An 18,362-nucleotide genomic window follows, 5' to 3' on the forward strand; every position below is an offset into this window, starting at 1 on the left:
CAAATGACGACATAGGCCAGATTTGACGCGGTCTCAAATCGCCATTGAGGTGGCGTCAGCGCTTGTCGGGCCCTTCGCGAGCCGCGATCTGCTCGACGAGATCGACGATCGAGCGGCGCATCTTCGAGTCGGTGATTCGCGTGAACGCCTTGGTCAAGGCAAGTCCTTCGGACGTCGCAAGAAAGTCCGACACGTAAGAGGGCGAGGCGCCTTCTGCGAAGCCATTCGGACCCGCCACACCGCTTGGACCGCCTTCGAACAGGAACGACACGGGTACCTGAAGAATCTCGGCGATCTGCTGGATGCGGCTCGCGCCGACCCGGTTGGTGCCCTTCTCGTACTTCTGGATCTGCTGGAAAGTCAGGCCCAAAGCTTCACCGAGCTTCTCCTGGCTCATGCCCAACATGATGCGGCGCATACGCACGCGACTGCCGACATATTTGTCAACAGGGTTGGGCGCTTTCGACATTTCCTCAGCCCTCCAAACACCACCCTCAGCGCAATCTTTAGGAATGCCTCAGGTGCAAGCATCGTCAAATCAAACCCTCTTATTGGGAAACATTGCGGAGAAATTTAGCAACGCACCACTGTCTTTTGCAGCCGGTGCAGAATGGGGAGCCCGCGTGCAGTCTGTCAACCGTGGGACTGCGGTTGTCAAAAGTTTCCGGCCGCGTTGCTGAGGAAGCTGCGATCAGCGATGCGGCTTGGCGACACGCCGCCGGACGGCCAGAAACACGGCTAGCGCGACGAGCATGGCGGCGGGCACGTCGCCCACCCGCGCGTAGACGGTCGGCGGGATCGCGGCGGGCAGGCTTGCATCCAAAATGCCTTCGATTCCAAGACCGAGGCTGGCGACGGTGCGGCCCACCGGATCGATCACTGCAGAGACGCCGGTATTGGCGGAGCGAACCAGCGGCAATCCGAGTTCGATCGCGCGCATCCGCGACTGCTCCAGATGCTGATAGGGGCCGGTCGAGATGCCGAACCAACCATCATTGGTGAGGTTCACGATCCAGCCCGGACGCTCATTGCGTCCGGCCACTTCGCCCGGAAAGATGGCTTCGTAACAGATCAGCGGCAGCGCGGGCGGTGCACCGGGTACCGGCAGCGCATGCCGCACCGTGCCGGGAATGAAACCGCCGCGCACACGCGTCAGTTGCTCGAAACCGAGCTTCTCCATCAAAGACTGGTAGGGAAGAAATTCGCCGAACGGCACCAGATGCAACTTGTCGTACACTGCGAGCACGCTGCCATCGTGATCGATCACGTAGATCGAATTATAGGCACGCGTGATCGGGGTGCCCCGCGGCAGGTCGGGCGCGCGGACCGAACCCGTGATCAGCACCGTGCCCTTCGGCAGAAGGTCTGCAATCTGAGCCATCGCGTCGGCTTCGCGGGTTAGAAAGAACGGAAAGGCCGATTCCGGCCAGATCAGGACCGTAGCATCACGCACGCCGGTCGATTGCGGGCCGGAGGCGCGGTCCGACAGCGCCAGGTATTTTTTCATCACCTCCGCCTTGGCGGCGTAGTTGAATTTCGCATCCTGCTGCAGGTTCGGCTGCATCAGGCGCAGCTTGGCGCCTGATACCGTCGTGGTCGGATGCAGCGACAGGCGGATCGCTCCGAAGATGCTCATGACGATTAAGAGCGCAATTGCGGCTGCCGGGACGCGCCATTGCAGGCGGCGATCGGGCGTACGGTCGATCAGGGTCGCGGGGCTCGCGAAGATCGCAACCGTCAGGAACGTCATGCCCCACAGGCCGATCAGCGACGCCGTCTGTGCCAGCGGCAGCGGCTCGGATAGCGCATAGCCGAACGCGTTCCAGGGAAAGCCGGTCAGGGCGTGGCCGCGCAGCCATTCGCTGACCGTGAGGCTTGCCGCGAGCGCAAGCACGCGCGTGGCGTTCTTGGTCCAGAGCACGCGTGCCAGCGCAAAGCCAATGGCGGTGAAGATGGACAGATAGGCCGGCAGGCCGAGCACGGCGAACGGCGTCAGCCAGGCGAACACATCGGCATCGACGAAGAAGGCGTAGCCGATCCAGTAGAGGCCGGGCACGAAATAGCCGAGCCCGAACCAGTAGCCGGTCAGGGCTGCAGCCGGGACACCGCCATATCGCCCGGCCCCGGTGCCGTCGATCAGCCAGACCAGCACCGGGAAGGTGATGAACAGCACCGGAAAGAGGTTGAACGGCGCCAGTGCCAGCACGGACAGTGCTCCGGCCACGATGGCGATGACGGCGCGCTTCCATCCCCAGGCGAGGATGATGGCAAGCGCAATCTGCCGAAGTCGCTGGAACGGACTCACTGTTGGCCGGTCCCGTCGCTCGGCGGCGGGCTGGGCGTGTCATTGGCCGGTGATTGACCGCTGTCCGGCGCGGCCTCGCGACGCCGGCTCTCGCGCTGGGTGCGCGGGGCGGGACGCTCTTTGCGCGTCGAGATGCGCAGCCGCTTGACGCGGCGCGGATCGGCATCGAGCACCTCGACCTCGTAATTGCCGGGGCCCGAGATCACCTCGCCGCGCACCGGCAGACGCCCGACGAAGCTGACGAGATAGCCGCCCAGCGTCTCCACCTCCTCGCCGGCTTCGCCGGTGACGAAATCCTCGCCGATCACCGAGCGGACGTCGTCGAGGCTGGCGCGAGCGTCGGCGATGAAGGCGTTGTCGGGCAGGCGCACGATCGAGGGCGGCTCGTCGCTGTCGTGCTCGTCGTCGATCTCGCCGACGATCTGCTCGACGATGTCCTCGATCGAAACCAGCCCGTCGCTGCCGCCATATTCGTCGACCACCAGCGCCAGATGGATGCGCGTGGCCTGCATCTGCGCGAGCAGGTCAATCGCCCGCATCGACGGCGGCACGTAGAGCAGCTTGCGGATGATGCGCGCATCCTCGAGCGGGAGCGCGAGATCGACGGCGCGGAGGTCGAGCCCGGCCGGGAGCGGCTTCTTGCGCTTGGTCTTGGTGGCTTCCGACACGCGGGCACGCGCGGTCATGAAGGCGAGCAGGTCGCGGATGTGGACGATGCCCACGGGATCGTCGAGCGTCTCGTTGTAGACCACGAGGCGCGAATGGCCGGCGCTTTCGAAGCGGTCCATCAACTCGCCGAGCGGGATGTCGCGCTTCACTGCGATGATGTCGGCGCGATGCACCATGACGTCGGCGATGCGGCGCTCGTGCAGTCCGAGGATGTTGCGCAGCATGGTGCGCTCGACCGCGGAGAAGCCGGAGTCGCCAGGCGTCGTCGCATCGAGCACGACCTGGAGGTCGTCGCGCACCGATCCCGCCTTCCAGCCGAACAGCGTCCGGATAGCGCGCAGCAGCCATCCTTCCGCAGTCGGGCGCATCACTTCGCCTTGGGTCACCACGGCAGGAAGATTGGCCGTGTGGCGCGGGTTGTCCTGAATCGGGTCGGAATCCGGCATCTCAATGCGTCCCTGCGCGCTCTGCATAGGGATCGGGAATTCCAAGGTGAGCCAGGATCTGCGTCTCCAGCGCTTCCATCTCCTCGGCGTCGCCTTCGTTCTCGTGGTCGTAGCCGATCAGGTGCAGGAAGCCGTGCACGGCGAGATGGCTCAAATGGTGGTCGAACGGCTTTTGTTCCTCGTCCGCTTCGCGCCGCATGGTCTCGTAGGCGATCGCGATATCGCCGAGCATGCGCGGCGCATCACCCGGCTTCCACTCGCCCTCCGGCTGGAGCGCGGGAAACGACAGCACGTTGGTCGGCTTGTCGATGCCGCGCCAGTTGCTGTTGAGGGTGCGGATGCCGGCATCATCGGTCAGCATCACGGCCACTTCCGCGTCGGCAACGTCTTCGTCGACACTCTCGGCGGCGGCCGCAACCGCGCGCTGGATCACGGCTTCGGAATCGGGCTCGCTCTGCCAGCAATCGGCGACGACGAGGACCTCGGTCATGGGAAGGTTGGGATGGGACATTGTGTTGTCTGGGACGAAAAGGGCCCGTATCCGCGCCCTCTGGTCCGACTGTTGCCTCGTCAGGATTGGCCGGCGGCCGGCCGCTGCGGCGAACCTTCGTAGGCGGCGACGATCCGCGCCACGAGTTCGTGGCGGATCACGTCCTCGGCTTTGAAATGAACTTGAGCAATGCCCTCGACGCCGCCCAGGAGGCGGGTCGCTTCGGCCAGGCCCGAGGTCTGGCCGTTCGGTAGGTCGATCTGCGAGGGATCGCCGGTCACGATCATGCGGCTGTTCTCGCCGAGGCGCGTCAGGAACATCTTCATCTGCATCGACGTGGTGTTCTGCGCCTCGTCCAGAATGATGGCGGCGTTGGTGAGGGTACGGCCGCGCATGAAGGCGAGCGGCGCGATCTCGATCTCGCCGGTCTGGAGCGCGCGCTCGACGATGCGCGCATCCATGAGGTCGTAGAGCGCGTCATAGATCGGACGAAGATAAGGATCGACCTTTTCGCGGAGATCGCCGGGCAGGAAGCCGAGCCGCTCGCCGGCTTCCACCGCCGGACGCGACAGGATGATCTTGTCGACCTCCTTGCGCTCGAACAGCTGCGCGGCATGCGCAACCGCGAGCCAGGTCTTGCCGGTGCCGGCGGGGCCGATGCCGAACACCAGCTCGTGGCGCTTCAGCGCGCGGATGTAGGAGTCCTGCGCGGCGGTGCGCGCGCGCACCGGGCGCTTGCGCAGATTGATGCTGTCGAAGGCCGATTTGGCCGATTTGGCGTCGAACTCGAACAGCGAGCCCTGGGCAATGACGGCACGGATCGCACCTTCGACCTCGCCCTGGTCGAGATCCTGTCCCTTCACGGCCTGGGCGTAGAGCATCTCCAGCACGCGGCGTGCGGCGTCGCAGCCGTCGCGCGTGCCGCCGATCGTGATGTGATTGCCCTTGGAATCGACGACGACTCCGAGCCGCCGCTCGATCTGCGCGAGATGCTGGCCGTAGGGGCCGACCAGCGCCGAAGCGGCGCGGTTGTCGTCGAAGTCGATGACGACCTGGGTCTCGGGCGGAACTTGCATGTCGCGGTCAAATTTGCGGCTGGGAGCGATAGAAGACGAATCCGATGCGCTTTTTGGCAAGGGTTCAGGCTCCACTGGCTTGCGATAAAGCGGGCTCACGCGCGGTGCGTGGTGCGGCGAGCTCGCCGAGGAAACTGTAGCGCTCGAGGCTGTCGATCCGGACAGGCAGGATCTGTCCGATGATGTCGGCCGAGGCCATCACGTGAGCGGGCTGGAGGAATGCGGTGCGGCCGACGATCTGGCCGTCCTTGCGCGCCGGACGTTCGAACAGCACGTCGACCGTTGAGCCAATCGCAGCCTTGTTGAAGGCCGATTGCTGGCTGTCGATCAGTTCCTGGAGCCGCTCCAATCGCTGGTCCATCTCGGCGGGGGACACCGTCTCCTGCATGTCCGCGGCCGGCGTTCCCGGCCGGGCGGAGTATTTGAACGAATAAGCCGCAGCGTAGCCGATTTGCGTGACAAGCGCGAGGGTGGCGAGAAAATCTTGCTCGCTTTCCCCGGGGAAGCCGACGATGAAATCCGATGAAAAAGCAATGTCTTGGCGTGCGGTGCGGAAACGGTCGATGACCCGCCGGTAATCATCGGCGGTATGTTTCCGGTTCATGGCCGCCAGAATGCGGTCCGAGCCCGACTGCACCGGCAGGTGCACGAACGGCATCAGGGCACCGAGATTGCGATGGGCTGCAATCAGACTGTCGTCGACGTCGCGGGGATGGCTGGTCGAATAGCGCAGCCGCGCAATGCCGGGAATCGTCGCCAGATGCTCGAGCAGTCTGCCGAGCGGCCAGACTTTCCCGTCGGGTCCCTCGCCATGATAGGCGTTGACGTTCTGCCCGATCAGCGTGAGCTCGCGCACGCCGTTGTCGGCCAGCCGCTTCACGTCGTCGACGATCTTCGCGACCGGGCGCGAGACTTCCGAACCGCGCGTGTAGGGCACGACGCAGAAGGTGCAGAACTTGTCGCAACCTTCCTGCACCGTGACGAAAGCGGAAATGCCGCGCGCGCGGATCGCTGCGGGCTTGGGCTGGGCCAGGAAGCCGAACTTGTCCTCGACCGGAAACTCGGTCTCAATCGCGCGGCCTTCGTCGCCGGCGCGCTTCAACAGCTCGGGCAGATGATGATAGCTCTGCGGTCCCACCACGACGTCCACGGCAGGCGCGCGGCGCACGATTTCCTCGCCCTCAGCCTGCGCCACGCAGCCCGCAACCGCGATCTGCATGGTGCGGCCTCCGCGTGCGGCCTCGTCTTTGGCGACGCGCAGGCGGCCGAGCTCGGAATAGACCTTTTCCGAGGCCTTCTCGCGGATATGGCAGGTATTGAGGATGACGAGGTCGGCCTCCTCGGCACTGGCCGTCTCCACGAATCCTTCCGGAGCCAGCGTGTCCACCATGCGCTGGGCATCGTAGACGTTCATCTGGCAGCCATATGATTTGATGTGCAGCTTGCGCGGCGGCGTCATGGAACCTGGAATTGAGATGGAGGACGGCCCTCAGATATAGGCTGGAGGCGCGAAAATCCAGCAAATGGAGGTATTTGGATTGTCATTCCGGGGCGCGCGTAGCGCGAACCCGGAATCTCGTGCCAAAACCCCTGGATTCCGGGTTCACGCGCTGTGCGCGTTCCCCGGAATGACGGCAATCAGCCGAAATCAGCCCGCCAAAGCGTCCGCCTCGACCCGCCGGACCAGCTCCGGCAGCTGATGCATGTCGGCAAAGAGCAGATCGGCGCCGGCCTCGCGCAGCGTCTCGGCATAGCCGTCGCGGCAATGGCTGCCCCCGTAAAAGCCGAATACGGTCATTCCAGCCGCCCGCGCGCCGGCAATCCCGGCCAGGCTGTCCTCGATCACGACGCAGCGCTGGGGCGGCACGCCCATCTCGTTCGCCGCGAACAGGAACAGGTCCGGTGCCGGCTTGCCGTTCGTCACCTGCGAGGCCGAGAAGATATTCGGCGTGAGGCGCTCGTAGAGCCCGGTGCTCCCCAGGCTGACGCGCATGCGCTGATGCGAGCCGCTCGAGGCGACGCAGACGCGTTGAGGCACCACATCGAGCACGTCATGAATGCCGCGGATCGCTTCGAGGTCGGCCTCGAACGAGCGGAACAGCTCGTCCTGCAGCTCGCCGTGATAGGCTTCGGGCAGCTTGCGGCCGAGCTCGGATTCGATCTCGAGATTGGCCTGCCGCGTCGAGCGGCCGAGGAAGCGCGCGAACACCTGGTCCGACGTGATCGGATATCCGTGCCTCGTCAGCACGTCCGCATGCGCGCGACAGGAAATGACCTCGCTGTCCACGAGCACACCGTCGCAATCGAAGATGATGAGGTCGATGGGCACTCGACTAGGACGTCGGCTTGTCGTCGTCGAGTGGGACGCAATAAAGTTCGAGCCGGTGATCCACCAGCTTGTAGCCAAGCTTGCGGGCGATCTCGGCCTGGAGCTTCTCGATCTCTTCGGAGGTGAACTCAATCACCTTGCCGTCGCGCAGGTTGATGAGGTGGTCGTGATGGCTGTCGCGCATCTGCTCGTAGCGCGCGCGGCCCTCGCGGAAATCATGGCGCTCGATGATGCCGGCGTCCTCGAACAGCTTGACGGTTCGATACACGGTAGAGATCGAGATCTTGTCGTCGACGGCGACGCAGCGCCGGTACAGTTCCTCGACATCGGGATGATCGATCGCCTCCGCGAGCACGCGGGCGATGACGCGGCGCTGCTCGGTCATGCGCATGCCGGTGGCGGCACAGCGCGCCTCGATGCCGGACGCCTTGGATGCGGAAGAAGGTTTCAGTGCGGTCATGGTTTGTCTGCCTGGCGGGGCGCTTTCTGCCACCGATGTTACGACAAGTCACGTCGCATCAGAAGGGCGTTCAATTGTTCCCCGTTCGGCTGCTTATAGTAGCGTTCGCGGCGCCCGACCACCATGAATCCGGCTCGGTCGTAGAGCCGCCGCGCCGGCTGGTTATTTTCCTCGACTTCGAGAAATATTGTGCGCACGCCGCGCCCTGCGAGGTGGCCGAGATGGGTCATCAGCAGCGTGCGGGAGAGGCCGCGGCCGCGATAGGCCTCGTCTACCGCGATCGAGAGGATTTCCGCCTCGTCCGCGCCGATCCGCGACACCGCGAATCCGATGGTCTTGCGCCCGAGGCGCAAGCGATGCACCAGCGTATTGCGCTCGCTGACCATGCTCTCGAATTCGCCTTCGCCCCAGCCGCGCGCGAAAGAGGCGCCGTGAAGCTGCGCCAGCCGCGCGGCATCGCGCGCGGACGCAGGCTCGACGGCGGCGGTGCCGCCGCGCCACCATTCCGACAGCCATCTCATCATGAGGTTGCGGCTTGTGCTGCAAATGGCGGCTGTGCCGGCGGCTTGGCGTCGGGCGCTTTCAGATAGAACGGCCGTGCCGGCGTGGTGTCGGGATTGGCGGCGGCGCCGAGCCACGCGACCCAGCTGATGTCGGGCGCGGGTTGCGCGTCGACCGCGACCGGCTGCGGAATATCCTTCGGCCAACGCTCCGCGAGGATTCCTGCGGCATTGCCGACCAGGTGCGGCGCGCCGAATTGCGAGGCCGTGATCGCCTCGTCGATACTGGCGACCTTCGGTCGCACCAGTTGGCTGCCGTCGCCGGCGACGATCTGGAAATAGACATGGTCGTGCCGTGCGTCGATCGCCGAGATCACGGGCGCCGATTTGCTCTGGCCAACGATGGCGGCGGCATAGGCCGACAAGGTGGTCAGCCCGATCGCCGGCCGCTCGGCCGCGAGCGCAAGGCCGCGCGCCGCCGAAATGCCGACGCGCAGGCCGGTGAAACTTCCGGGGCCGACGGTGACCGCGATGCGGTCGAGCGAGGTGAAGGCGAGATTGGCCGATTGCATGACGCGCGCGATCATCGGCATCAAGGCCTCGGCATGGCCGCGCTTCATGAGAAGCTGCTCCTGCGCGAGGAGCTCGCCGGCGTCGGTGTCCAGTACCGCGACGGAGCAGGCGTCGAGCGCAGTATCGATGGCGAGGATCAGCATGGAAAAGCGAATGGCGAGTGGCGAATGGGGAGCAGTCTAGCGAACCAAGCGTCTATCCGCCATTCGTCATTCACAATTCGTAGCCCCTGATTGCGCCGCATTTCGTAGGGTGGGCAAAGGCGTTCTTGCGCCGTGCCCACCACTTTTGTCGCCGAAAGAAACGGTGGGCACGCCTAGCTTTGCCCACCCTACGGCACCTCTACATCGGCCGGACTTCGACCACATCGGGCACGAAATGCTTCAAAAGGTTCTGGATGCCGTGCTGGAGCGTTGCGGTCGATGACGGGCAGCCGGAGCAGGCGCCCTTCATGTTGAGATAGACGATGCCGTCCTTGAAGCCGCGGAAGGTGATGTCGCCGCCGTCATTGGCGACCGCCGGCCGCACGCGGGTCTCGATCAGATCCTTAATCATGTCGACCGTTTCGGCATCGGCCTCGTCGAAGAACTCGTCCTCGTCGTCGAGATCGGCATCGCCTTGCGCCGCGCCGTCGGCGAGCAGCGGCGCGCCGGACATGTAGTGCTCCATGATGGCACCGAGGATTGCGGGCTTGAGCTGCTGCCATTCACCGTTCGCCTTGGTCACGGTGATGAAATCCGATCCGTAGAACACGCCGGTGACGCCGGGCACCTCGAACAATTTTTCGGCCAGCGGCGAGCGCGTCGCCGATTCGCGGCTCGCAAATTCCATCGGGCTGCCGTCGACCACGACGCGGCCGGGAATGAACTTCAGCGTGGCGGGATTGGGGGTGGCTTCGGTTTGAATGAACATGGCTTTCTCCAGACGTCGCCGGTTCAAGGCCGGCGCGTGCTCTATCCACTAGCAGATGGCGACGGCGAACGCACGATCAAGGGGGCGGGAGCTAGTTTGACCATTATATCAGCGGGTTAGGTGGACTTTTACCCTCCCCTGGAGGGGGAGGGTCGGCGCGAAGCGCCGGGGTGGGGTGATCTCTCCACACGGGCACTGTTCCAGGCGGAGGGACCGTCACCCCACCCTGCTCGCGCGACGCGCGCTCGACCCTCCCCCTCCAGGGGAGGGTAAGAGGCACCGTCGCTACGACAGCGAATCCACGCTTTGGTCGCTCAGCGCGCCGGAAATGATCGTCACCGGGATCGGGAACGTCCCCACCGCGTGCGCAAGCAGGGCGACCAGGGGGCCCGGCCCTTCCGCGCCGGGATTGGCGGCGAGTACCAGCATGGCGATGTCAGGATCCTCGTCGATCACCGCGAGCATTTGCTCCATCGCCGCGCCCTCACGGATGACCCGTTCCGGCGTGATCGCGGCGATGCCGTTGGCGCGGCCGGCGGCGCGGTCGAGTGCGGCCTCCGCTGCTTCCTGCGCCTCGGCGCGCATGATGTCGGCGACCCCCAGCCATTCCTGGCTCTGCTGTTCGGGCTCGATGATGCGCAGCATCACCACGCCGCCGCCGGCGCGGATCGCCCAGCGGCTGGCGTAATAGACCGCGCGATCCCATTCGGCGGTGTCATCGACGATGACGAGGCATTTGGGCTTGTGACCCGGCTCGAAGCAAAGTCGCTTGCTGGTCATGCATGTCCCGGAATGTGCAGGGACGGCATGCTGCCACACTCCCGCAGCGTTGGGGAGAGGAGATGCGGCCGGCGCGCCGGCGCCGACCGTCTCTAGCGCCGGTAGATGAAGCCGACGATATCCTTGGAGAGCTTCATCGTCTCGTCGGCGATGGCGCGGGCGCGGTCGGCGCCGTCGTTCAGGGTCGCGTCGATGTGGCCGGGGTCGGCGACGAGGCGCTTCATCTCGCCGGCGATCGGCGCGAGCTTGGTGACGCACAGCTCCGCCAGCGCGTTCTTGAAGCTGGAGAACTGGCCGCCGCCGAATTCACGCAGCACGTCGGCCTTGGCGCGGCCGGAGAGCGCGGCGAAGATGCCGACGAGATTGTCGGCTTCGGGGCGGGCTTCCAGGCCCTTCTCTTCTGACGGCAGCGGTTCCGGATCGGTCTTCGCCTTGCGGATCTTCTGCGCGATGGTGTCGGCATCGTCGGTCAAATTGATGCGCGAATTGTCCGACGCGTCCGACTTCGACATCTTCTTGGTGCCGTCGCGCAAGCTCATTACGCGCGTCGCCGGGCCCGTGATCAGGGGTTCCGGCAGCGGGAAGAACAGGCCGTCATTGGCGCCCTGGGCGCGAATGGAATCGCCGAAATCGTTGTTGAACTTCTGCGCGATGTCGCGCGAGAGCTCGAGGTGCTGCTTCTGGTCCTCGCCGACCGGCACGTGAGTTGCGCGGTACAGCAGGATGTCGGCCGCCATCAGCACGGGATAGTCGAACAGCCCGACCGACGCATTCTCGCGATCCTTGCCGGCCTTTTCCTTGAACTGGGTCATGCGGCCGAGCCAGCCCATGCGCGCGACGCAGTTGAAGATCCAGGCAAGCTCGGCATGGCCCGAGACCTGGCTCTGGTTGAACACGATGTGCTTCTTCGGATCGATGCCGGCCGCGATGAACGCCGCGGTGACCTCGCGGGTGTTGCGGGTGAGCTCGGCCGGGCCGCCCCAGACGTCGACGCCTTGCGTGATCGCGTGCATGTCGACGACGCAATAGATGCAGCTGTGGGTTTCCTGCATCTTCACGAAGTTGACGATCGCGCCGAGGTAATTGCCGAGATGCAGATTGCCCGTCGGCTGGACGCCCGAAAAAACCCGTTCAACGAATGGCATGGTCAGCTTTCCCATAGGTATTCGGCCGTCGTTTCCAACAGCGGCGCTGCCCCGTCAAGGGTATTTCGCTGCGCTCGCGGTTTAGGTGGGCCGTTTCAACGCGTTAACCGCCTCGCGCCAGGAAGCTGCGCCGAAGATTTGCAGAAGCAGGCCATAGACCGCCATTCCGGCTCCGATCTGCACGCCCAGCGCGACGAATTTGATGAAGCCATGGGTCTCGGCAGGCACGAGGCCCACGGTGAGCCAGAGCAGGGCGCCCATGGCGGCTGCGGCGAGCACGATCCGCGGCAGCCGCTTGCGGGCGGTGGCATCGACCGAGAAGCCGAACTCGGCCGTGCCTTTGCGGAGCAGCGAGAGTGCGCTGGTCCAGGCGCCGGCCGCAATGCTCGCGGCGATCCCGCTCGCGCCGAAGACATGGCCGAGCAGAACCGCGAGCGCGACCGCAACCACGAAGCCTTTGGCTGTGGCGAGCAGCGGCGTCATCGTGTCGCTGCGGGCATAGAAGGCCGGCGACAGCGCCTTGATCAGGACGTGGGCGGGCAGGCCAAGCGCCAGCCACATCAGCGCATGCGCGGTCGCCGCGCTGTCCGCCGCGCCGAAGGCACCATGCTCGAACAACAGCCGGACGATCGGCTCGGCCAGCACGATCAGGCCGAGCGTCGCCGGTAGCGCCAGCCCGGTCGCAAGCTCCAGCGCACGGGATTCCGCATGCGCCACCGCCTCGCGGTCGGAGCTGGCGATGGCGCGCGTCAGCTCCGGCACCAGCACGGTGCCCATGGCGACGCCGACGATGCCGAGCGGCAGCTCGATCAGCCGGTTGGCGAAATAGAGCCAGGACACCGCGGAGGGCGTCGCGGATGCGATGATAGCACCGGCCACCATCAGCCATTGCGGGCCGGAGCTTGCGATCATGCCGGGGATAGCCTTGGCGAAGAAGCCGCGCATCTCCTTGTCGAAACTGATGCGCAGCGGCGTGGCGAGGCGCGCACTCCGCTGCGACAGCAACATCAGGAGTTGCAGCAGGCCGGCAAGTCCGACGGTCGCCGCCAGCATCCACGCCGCGAAGGTCGCGTCGGCATGTCCGACGAGCAGCGCTGCGATCGCGACGATCAGCGCGATGTTGAACAGGAGCGGCGAGAAGGCGGTCAGCGCAAAGCGCCCCTGCGCGTTGAGCAGGCCCATCAGCACCGTGACCGGCCCGGCAAAGGCGAGATAGGGCAGCATCAGCCGCGCGTTCGCGACGGCGAGGTCGAGCGTGGCGCTGCCGAGAAAGCCCGGCGCGATGATCGTGATGACCAGCGGCATGACCAGCGCAATGGCGGCCGAGATCGCGATCAGGACCACGCTGACGGTGCCGAGCACGCGTCCGGCGAATGCGGAAGCGGCCGCCGCGCCATCGCGGTCCCTGACGCGCAGCCAGGCCGGGATCAGCGCCGCATTCAGCGCCCCCTCGCTGAGCAGCCGGCGCACCACATTGACGAGCTGGAACGCCGCCAGAAACGCGTCCGCCACGGCGCCGGTGCCGAGCAGCGCCGCGATCAGGGAATCGCGGGCAAAGCCCAGCAGCCGCGAGGCCAGCGTTCCCGTCGAGACGGTCAGGAAGGAGCGGATCATCGGCCCTTTATAATACCGTTGCTTGCCCGTGCGGGCCCGGTCGTGATAGGCCGCGAGCCAGATTTCAGGCCGACAGGAAGCGGATTTCCGCTGGGATCGCAATCCGCCAAACAGGATCAAGGTGAATGGCTGACGTGAAATATGACGTTCTCGGCATCGGCAACGCGCTGTTCGACGTGCTGGTCAGGACCGACGAGGCCTTCTTGGCCAAGCACGGCATGACCAAGGGCAGCATGTCCCTGATCGACGAGGCGCGGGCGGCGGCGATTTACAAGGACATGGGGCCGGCCACGGAAGTCTCGGGGGGATCGGCCGCCAACACCATCGTCGGCATCGGCAGCCTGGGGGCACGTGCCGCCTATGTCGGCAAGGTCAAGGACGACCAGATCGGCAAGCTCTACGTCCACGATATCCGCGCTGCCGGCGTCGCCTTCAACACGCCCGCCGCGACGGACGGTCCCGCCACCGGTTGCTCCTACATCCTGGTCACGGATGACGGCGAGCGCACCATGAATACCTATCTCGGCGCGGCGCAGGATCTGTCGCCCGCCGATATCGATCCGGCCGAGATCGCCGGCGCCGGCATCGTCTATCTCGAAGGCTATCTCTGGGACCCCAAGAACGCCAAGGACGCCTTCGTCAAGGCGGCCAAGATCGCTCATGATGCCAAGCGCAAGGTGGCGCTGACATTGTCGGATTCCTTCTGTGTCGACCGCTATCGCGACGAGTTCCTGTCCTTGATGCGCAACGGCACCGTCGACATCGTGTTCGCCAACGAGTCCGAGCTGCACTCGCTCTACATGACCTCGGATTTCGACACCGCGCTGAAGCAGCTGCGCAACGACGTCAATCTCGGAATCGTCACCCGCAGCGAGAAGGGCTGCATGGTGGTGTCGGTGGAAGACGCCGTCGCCGCGCCGGCCTTCCCGGTCAACAAGGTGGTCGACACCACCGGCGCCGGCGACCTCTTCGCCGCAGGCTTCCTCTATGGCCTGGCGCGCAACCTCGCCTACAAGCAGTGCGGCGAGCTCGGCGCGCTCGCAGCCGCCGAAGTGATCCAGCACATCGGCGCGCGGCCGCAAGTGTCGTTGAAGGAGCTCGCCGGGCAGCGCGGGCTGACGGCTTAGTCTAGCCTCAATCTCCGCTGTCATCGCCCGACTCGATCGGGCGATCCAGTATTCCAGAGACTGTAGTGGGATACGGAGAAGCCGCGGCGTACTGGATTCCCCGCCTTCGCGGGGAATGACGGTGTTGGCGTAGCGCGAGTTTAGCCCCTCACGCCGTCTTCGCCGCCTTCAATCCCAGCCGCTGCTCAACGGCATCGCGCATCAAGAACTTCTGGATCTTTCCCGTCACCGTCATCGGGAATTCATCGACGAACTCCACGTAGCGCGGGATCTTGTTGTGGGCGATCTGGCCTTCGCAGAAGGCGCGGACGTCCTCTGCGCTCAACGTCTCGCCCGATCTGACGCGGACCCAGGCGCAGAGCTCCTCGCCATAGCGGTTATCCGCCACGCCGAAGACCTGCACGTCCTGGATCTTGGGGTGACGATAGAGAAACTCCTCGATCTCGCGCGGATAGAGATTTTCGCCGCCGCGGATCACCATGTCCTTGATGCGGCCGACGATGTTGCAATAGCCCTCGTCGTCGATGACGGCGAGGTCGCCGGTGTGCATCCAGCCGTTCGCATCGAGCACGTCGGCGGTCTTCTCGCTCTCCTCCCAATAGCCCAGCATGACGCTGTAGCCGCGAGTGCACAGCTCGCCCCGTTCGCCGCGTTTGACGATCCTGCCCTCGAGATCGACGACCTTGACCTCGACATGCGGATGAATCCGTCCGACCGTGGAGACGCGCCGCTCGAGCGGATCGTCCGTCGCGCTCTGGAAGCTGACCGGGCTGGTCTCGGTCATGCCATAGGCGATCGTGACCTCGCGCATGTTCATCTCGGTGTTGACGCGCTTCATCACCTCGATCGGGCAGGGCGCGCCGGCCATGATGCCGGTACGCAGCGACTTCAGGTCGAAGCTGGCGAATTCGGGATGATCGAGCTCGGCGATGAACATCGTCGGCACGCCGTAGAGTGCCGTGCATTTCTCCTGTTCGATCGTACGCAGCGTCGTGAGCGGATCGAACCCCTCGCCGGGATAAACCATGGTCGTGCCGAGTGTGACGGAGGCAAGATTCCCCATCACCATGCCGAAGCAATGGTAAAGCGGCACGGGAATGCAGATGCGATCCTGCTCGGTCAGGCGCATCGCACGTCCGGTGAAATAGCCGTTGTTGAGGATGTTGTGATGGGTCAGCGTCACCCCCTTGGGCGATCCCGTCGTGCCACTGGTGAACTGAATGTTGACGGGATCGTCGAATTGCAGGGCGGCGCCGAGCGCTGAGAGTTGCTCGTGATGCTCCGCTCGGCCCATGCGGGCAACTTCTTCGAACGGGATCGTGCCTGATGCTGCCGGGCCGCCGATCTGGATCACGATCCGCAGGGCTGGCAGCCGCGCGGCCTGTAACTGTCCGGGCTTGGCGCTTGCGAGCTCGGGCAGCAGCGTGTTCAGCATCTCCATGTAGTTGCTGGTCTTGAACGCCGTCGCGGTGACGATCGCCGCGCAGCCGACCTTGCGAAGTGCAAATTCCAGCTCGCTCAAGCGATAGGCGGGGTTGATCGTCACCAGGATCAGGCCGGCCTTGGCGGCGGCGAACTGGGTCAGCGTCCATTCCGGCCGGTTCAATGACCAGATGCCGATCCGCTGCCCCCGCTCGAGGCCGAGCGCGAGAAAGCCGGCGGCGAGCGCATCGACCCGCTCGGCGAATTCCCGCCATGTCCATCTTACGCCGTGGCTGGGAGAGACCAGCGCTTCGCGGTTCCCCCAGCGCTGCACGGCTTGGTCGAGGCTGCGGCCGATGGTGTTGCCGAGCAGCGGCGCCTCCGAGATGCCGCAAACGTAGCTGTCTGCTTTATCAGCCAAGTCGAAATCCTCTCGTCAAAGAATGGTCAGCGCGATTTTTTCGGTCGTCATGGCCGGGACAAGCCCGGCCATGACGCGTGGTGAAAGCTAGGCTCCCTCACGCCGCCTTCTGTCCGCTTCCCGCATCGAGCCCGGCATAGACCCCGCGCTCGAAGCCCGCGAACGCCTCCAGGCATTTCGCGTCGGCGAACGGCAGCAGCTGCATCAGAATCACCCCGGTGACGTCGCGGGCCGGGTCGATCCAGTAATAGGTGTTGGCGAGGCCCGCCCAGGCGAGGCTGCCTGCGCTGCGTCCTTCCGCGGTCTTGGCGGTGTTGATCATGAAGCTGAGGCCCCACTTCTTCACCTGCTCCGGGTAAAGGTCGACGTCGTTGGTGTACATCGGCGCCGCCGTGGTCATCTTGCCCATGGCGAGGTCGCCGATGTGATTTTGTCCCATCATCGCGACCGTCTCGGCTTTCAGCACCTGGTTGCCGTTGCCGCAGCCGTTGTTGAGGATCATCTGGGTGAACTTGATGTAGTCGGCCGCCGTCGAGTAGAGGCCGCCGCCGCCCATGTGGAATTCCGGCTCTTGCTCGAGCTCGAACGGGATCGATGCGAGCTGGCCGTCCTCGCCGCGCGCATGCATGCCGACGAGGCGCTTGCGCATGTCGTCGGTGATCTTGAACGCCGTGTCGCTCATTCCGAGCGGGTTGAACATATTGTCGCGCAAGTAAGCGTCGAGCCGCTTACCGCTGGCAGATTCCACCGCCTTGCCGACGAAATCGATGTTGGTGCCGTATTCCCAGCGCGTGCCGGGGTCCGTCATGATTGGCGTCTTCAGCGCCGCGTTCTGGCAGGTGGTGATGGCGGGAATGCCGTTCTTGTCGAGATAGACCGCGAGATCGCCGTTCCACATGTTGTAGCAGAAGCCGGCGGTGTGGGTCATGAGCTGGCGCAGCGTGATCGGCCGCTTGGCCGGCCGCAGCTTCGCTTCGCCCTTGGCATCGAAGCCTTCGAGCACCTGCGGGTTGGCGAGATCGGGCAACACGTCACCGATCGGCGCATCCAGCGACAGCTTGCCCTGCTCGACCAGCTGCATCGCGCCCGCCGAGGTCACCGCCTTCGTCATCGAGGCGATCCAGAACACGCTGTCCGCCGTCATCGCATCGGGCTTGGACAGGTCGCGCTTGCCGAATGCGCCCTGATACAGGACGTCGTTACCGCTGGCCGCGATCGCGACGACGCCGGGAATCTCCTTGGCGTCGCTCTTCTGGCGCAGGATCTGGTCGATCTCAGCTTTGCTCCGCATGCGTGTTTCCTCCGGTTTGATTATTGTTGGAAGTGATCGATTGTCCTCCCGCGCGGCAAGCGTGTCCAGATGCCCGCGGTGGTCGCGATGTCGTGACTTGACGCTCCGTGCTCCACGCAGGACGACAGACGGGCCGAACGGCAACACTCCGTCACAATCTGCGGTGGAAAGCCGCACTTCGCCGTGACCGTGGATGGGCTCTGGCGATATGCTTTACGTGTTTGAAGCACCTGAAACATTTTGTGCGTTGCGGCGTTCAGCACTCGGCTCAATCGACGGCCGACGTTAAGACTTGATGCAAATTGGCGGCTGCTGAGCGGCCGCGAGGGGACCTCAGATGATTTCGACCTGGAGCGAATGGAAGCGCTATCCCCGTCCCGGACGGGGCGAGAATTTGGAGGCGCCGATTTCGCCCGGCATTTACGAGGTGCGCATCGCCGGCACCGGCGCGCTCTATTCCTTCGGTGCGGTCGACAATCTGGCGCAATCCCTGGCGCTGCTGCCGGTCGGTTCGAAAAACTGGTTCGGCCGCCGCAACCCGTCGGACGTTCCCGATCTCGAATACCGGACGTGCGCAACGTCGTCGAAGGCGGACGCCAAGGCCGCGGCCGAGCGCATGATCGGCCGTCGCGAGACCTATATGAGCGGCGCGGCCTAGGCATGATCCGGAAAAGTGTGCAGCGGTTTTCCGGAAAGATCATGCTCAAACAATAAGTTCGCCGCTGCCAGTTTAACTATCATCTGATGTGCGTTGTGGGGCGGTGCATCCGGCACCGCTTGCTCCTATATTCCGGGCCGATCC

General features: G+C 64.8%; 18 protein-coding genes. 2 read left to right on the forward strand and 16 right to left on the reverse strand.

The window, feature by feature from the left end:
- Window positions 1–55: 55 nt before the first annotated feature.
- The 14 genes from IVB26_RS00795 to murJ form a co-directional block, all read right to left on the reverse strand.
- The gene (locus IVB26_RS00795) at window positions 56–469 is read right to left on the reverse strand and encodes a helix-turn-helix domain-containing protein (protein WP_027546813.1); all 414 of its coding nucleotides are present in this window, start codon (window positions 467–469) and stop codon (window positions 56–58) included.
- 222 nt (window positions 470–691) lie between these two features.
- On the reverse strand, window positions 692–2,305 hold the full coding sequence (gene lnt / locus IVB26_RS00800; protein WP_247970184.1) for an apolipoprotein N-acyltransferase: 1,614 nt from the start codon (window positions 2,303–2,305) through the stop codon (window positions 692–694).
- Window positions 2,302–3,420 carry a hemolysin family protein gene (locus IVB26_RS00805; RefSeq protein WP_247970185.1) on the reverse strand — a complete coding sequence of 373 codons (1,119 nt, stop codon included), beginning with the start codon at window positions 3,418–3,420 and terminating at the stop codon, window positions 2,302–2,304. Before IVB26_RS00805 ends, lnt begins: the two co-directional genes overlap by 4 nt.
- Before the next feature lies 1 nt (window position 3,421).
- Entirely contained in the window at window positions 3,422–3,931 is a 510-nt protein-coding gene (gene ybeY / locus IVB26_RS00810; protein WP_246930141.1) for an rRNA maturation RNase YbeY, read from the reverse strand.
- 59 nt (window positions 3,932–3,990) lie between these two features.
- Window positions 3,991–4,986 carry a PhoH family protein gene (locus IVB26_RS00815; protein ID WP_246930139.1) on the reverse strand — a complete coding sequence of 332 codons (996 nt, stop codon included), beginning with the start codon at window positions 4,984–4,986 and terminating at the stop codon, window positions 3,991–3,993.
- A gap of 64 nt (window positions 4,987–5,050) precedes the next feature.
- Entirely contained in the window at window positions 5,051–6,445 is a 1,395-nt protein-coding gene (miaB, locus tag IVB26_RS00820) for a tRNA (N6-isopentenyl adenosine(37)-C2)-methylthiotransferase MiaB (protein WP_247970186.1), read from the reverse strand.
- A gap of 189 nt (window positions 6,446–6,634) precedes the next feature.
- Window positions 6,635–7,315 carry an HAD family hydrolase gene (locus tag IVB26_RS00825; RefSeq protein WP_247970187.1) on the reverse strand — a complete coding sequence of 227 codons (681 nt, stop codon included), beginning with the start codon at window positions 7,313–7,315 and terminating at the stop codon, window positions 6,635–6,637.
- A 4-nt stretch (window positions 7,316–7,319) separates the two neighbouring features.
- The gene (locus tag IVB26_RS00830) at window positions 7,320–7,775 is read right to left on the reverse strand and encodes a Fur family transcriptional regulator (RefSeq protein WP_247970188.1); all 456 of its coding nucleotides are present in this window, start codon (window positions 7,773–7,775) and stop codon (window positions 7,320–7,322) included.
- Between the two features lie 38 nt (window positions 7,776–7,813).
- Window positions 7,814–8,299, reverse strand: a complete 486-nt coding sequence (gene rimI, locus IVB26_RS00835; RefSeq protein WP_247970189.1) for a ribosomal protein S18-alanine N-acetyltransferase — start codon at window positions 8,297–8,299, stop codon at window positions 7,814–7,816.
- The gene (gene tsaB / locus IVB26_RS00840; protein WP_247970190.1) at window positions 8,296–8,991 is read right to left on the reverse strand and encodes a tRNA (adenosine(37)-N6)-threonylcarbamoyltransferase complex dimerization subunit type 1 TsaB; all 696 of its coding nucleotides are present in this window, start codon (window positions 8,989–8,991) and stop codon (window positions 8,296–8,298) included. The genes rimI and tsaB overlap by 4 nt, the downstream gene beginning before the upstream one ends.
- Before the next feature lie 199 nt (window positions 8,992–9,190).
- Entirely contained in the window at window positions 9,191–9,760 is a 570-nt protein-coding gene (locus IVB26_RS00845) for a NifU family protein (protein WP_247314441.1), read from the reverse strand.
- Window positions 9,761–10,045: 285 nt separating this feature from the next.
- Entirely contained in the window at window positions 10,046–10,540 is a 495-nt protein-coding gene (locus IVB26_RS00850) for a universal stress protein (protein ID WP_247970191.1), read from the reverse strand.
- 92 nt (window positions 10,541–10,632) lie between these two features.
- Window positions 10,633–11,685, reverse strand: a complete 1,053-nt coding sequence (gene trpS / locus IVB26_RS00855; RefSeq protein WP_247970192.1) for a tryptophan--tRNA ligase — start codon at window positions 11,683–11,685, stop codon at window positions 10,633–10,635.
- A gap of 81 nt (window positions 11,686–11,766) precedes the next feature.
- Window positions 11,767–13,299, reverse strand: a complete 1,533-nt coding sequence (murJ, locus tag IVB26_RS00860) for a murein biosynthesis integral membrane protein MurJ (RefSeq protein ID WP_247970193.1) — start codon at window positions 13,297–13,299, stop codon at window positions 11,767–11,769.
- 125 nt (window positions 13,300–13,424) lie between these two features.
- Between murJ and IVB26_RS00865 the strand changes: the two genes are divergently transcribed.
- Window positions 13,425–14,426, forward strand: a complete 1,002-nt coding sequence (locus IVB26_RS00865; protein ID WP_247970194.1) for an adenosine kinase — start codon at window positions 13,425–13,427, stop codon at window positions 14,424–14,426.
- Between the two features lie 148 nt (window positions 14,427–14,574).
- On the opposite strand, the gene IVB26_RS00870 is transcribed toward IVB26_RS00865, so the two are convergent.
- Together IVB26_RS00870 and IVB26_RS00875 are read right to left on the reverse strand one after the other, a co-directional pair.
- Window positions 14,575–16,269 carry an AMP-binding protein gene (locus IVB26_RS00870; protein WP_247970195.1) on the reverse strand — a complete coding sequence of 565 codons (1,695 nt, stop codon included), beginning with the start codon at window positions 16,267–16,269 and terminating at the stop codon, window positions 14,575–14,577.
- Window positions 16,270–16,366: 97 nt separating this feature from the next.
- Window positions 16,367–17,560, reverse strand: coding sequence for a serine hydrolase domain-containing protein (locus IVB26_RS00875; RefSeq protein ID WP_247970196.1), 1,194 nt, complete (start codon window positions 17,558–17,560; stop codon window positions 16,367–16,369).
- A gap of 337 nt (window positions 17,561–17,897) precedes the next feature.
- Between IVB26_RS00875 and IVB26_RS00880 the strand changes: the two genes are divergently transcribed.
- Entirely contained in the window at window positions 17,898–18,218 is a 321-nt protein-coding gene (locus IVB26_RS00880) for a hypothetical protein (protein WP_094894365.1), read from the forward strand.
- Window positions 18,219–18,362 lie beyond the last annotated feature (144 nt).

Source organism: Bradyrhizobium sp. 195 (assembly GCF_023101665.1).
Lineage (GTDB): Bacteria > Pseudomonadota > Alphaproteobacteria > Rhizobiales > Xanthobacteraceae > Bradyrhizobium.

Excerpts from the sequence above, each read along its gene's own strand:
- IVB26_RS00795 (WP_027546813.1), bottom strand. The coding sequence starts at position 469 with ATGTCGAAAGCGCCCAACCCTGTTGACAAATATGTCGGCAGTCGCGTG.
- IVB26_RS00805 (WP_247970185.1), bottom strand. The coding sequence starts at position 3,420 with ATGCCGGATTCCGACCCGATTCAGGACAACCCGCGCCACACGGCCAAT.
- ybeY (WP_246930141.1), bottom strand. The coding sequence starts at position 3,931 with ATGTCCCATCCCAACCTTCCCATGACCGAGGTCCTCGTCGTCGCCGAT.
- IVB26_RS00815 (WP_246930139.1), bottom strand. The coding sequence starts at position 4,986 with ATGCAAGTTCCGCCCGAGACCCAGGTCGTCATCGACTTCGACGACAAC.
- miaB (WP_247970186.1), bottom strand. The coding sequence starts at position 6,445 with ATGACGCCGCCGCGCAAGCTGCACATCAAATCATATGGCTGCCAGATG.
- IVB26_RS00830 (WP_247970188.1), bottom strand. The coding sequence starts at position 7,775 with ATGACCGCACTGAAACCTTCTTCCGCATCCAAGGCGTCCGGCATCGAG.
- rimI (WP_247970189.1), bottom strand. The coding sequence starts at position 8,299 with ATGATGAGATGGCTGTCGGAATGGTGGCGCGGCGGCACCGCCGCCGTC.
- tsaB (WP_247970190.1), bottom strand. The coding sequence starts at position 8,991 with ATGCTGATCCTCGCCATCGATACTGCGCTCGACGCCTGCTCCGTCGCG.
- IVB26_RS00845 (WP_247314441.1), bottom strand. The coding sequence starts at position 9,760 with ATGTTCATTCAAACCGAAGCCACCCCCAATCCCGCCACGCTGAAGTTC.
- IVB26_RS00850 (WP_247970191.1), bottom strand. The coding sequence starts at position 10,540 with ATGACCAGCAAGCGACTTTGCTTCGAGCCGGGTCACAAGCCCAAATGC.
- trpS (WP_247970192.1), bottom strand. The coding sequence starts at position 11,685 with ATGCCATTCGTTGAACGGGTTTTTTCGGGCGTCCAGCCGACGGGCAAT.
- murJ (WP_247970193.1), bottom strand. The coding sequence starts at position 13,299 with ATGATCCGCTCCTTCCTGACCGTCTCGACGGGAACGCTGGCCTCGCGG.
- IVB26_RS00865 (WP_247970194.1), top strand. The coding sequence starts at position 13,425 with ATGGCTGACGTGAAATATGACGTTCTCGGCATCGGCAACGCGCTGTTC.
- IVB26_RS00875 (WP_247970196.1), bottom strand. The coding sequence starts at position 17,560 with ATGCGGAGCAAAGCTGAGATCGACCAGATCCTGCGCCAGAAGAGCGAC.
- IVB26_RS00880 (WP_094894365.1), top strand. The coding sequence starts at position 17,898 with ATGATTTCGACCTGGAGCGAATGGAAGCGCTATCCCCGTCCCGGACGG.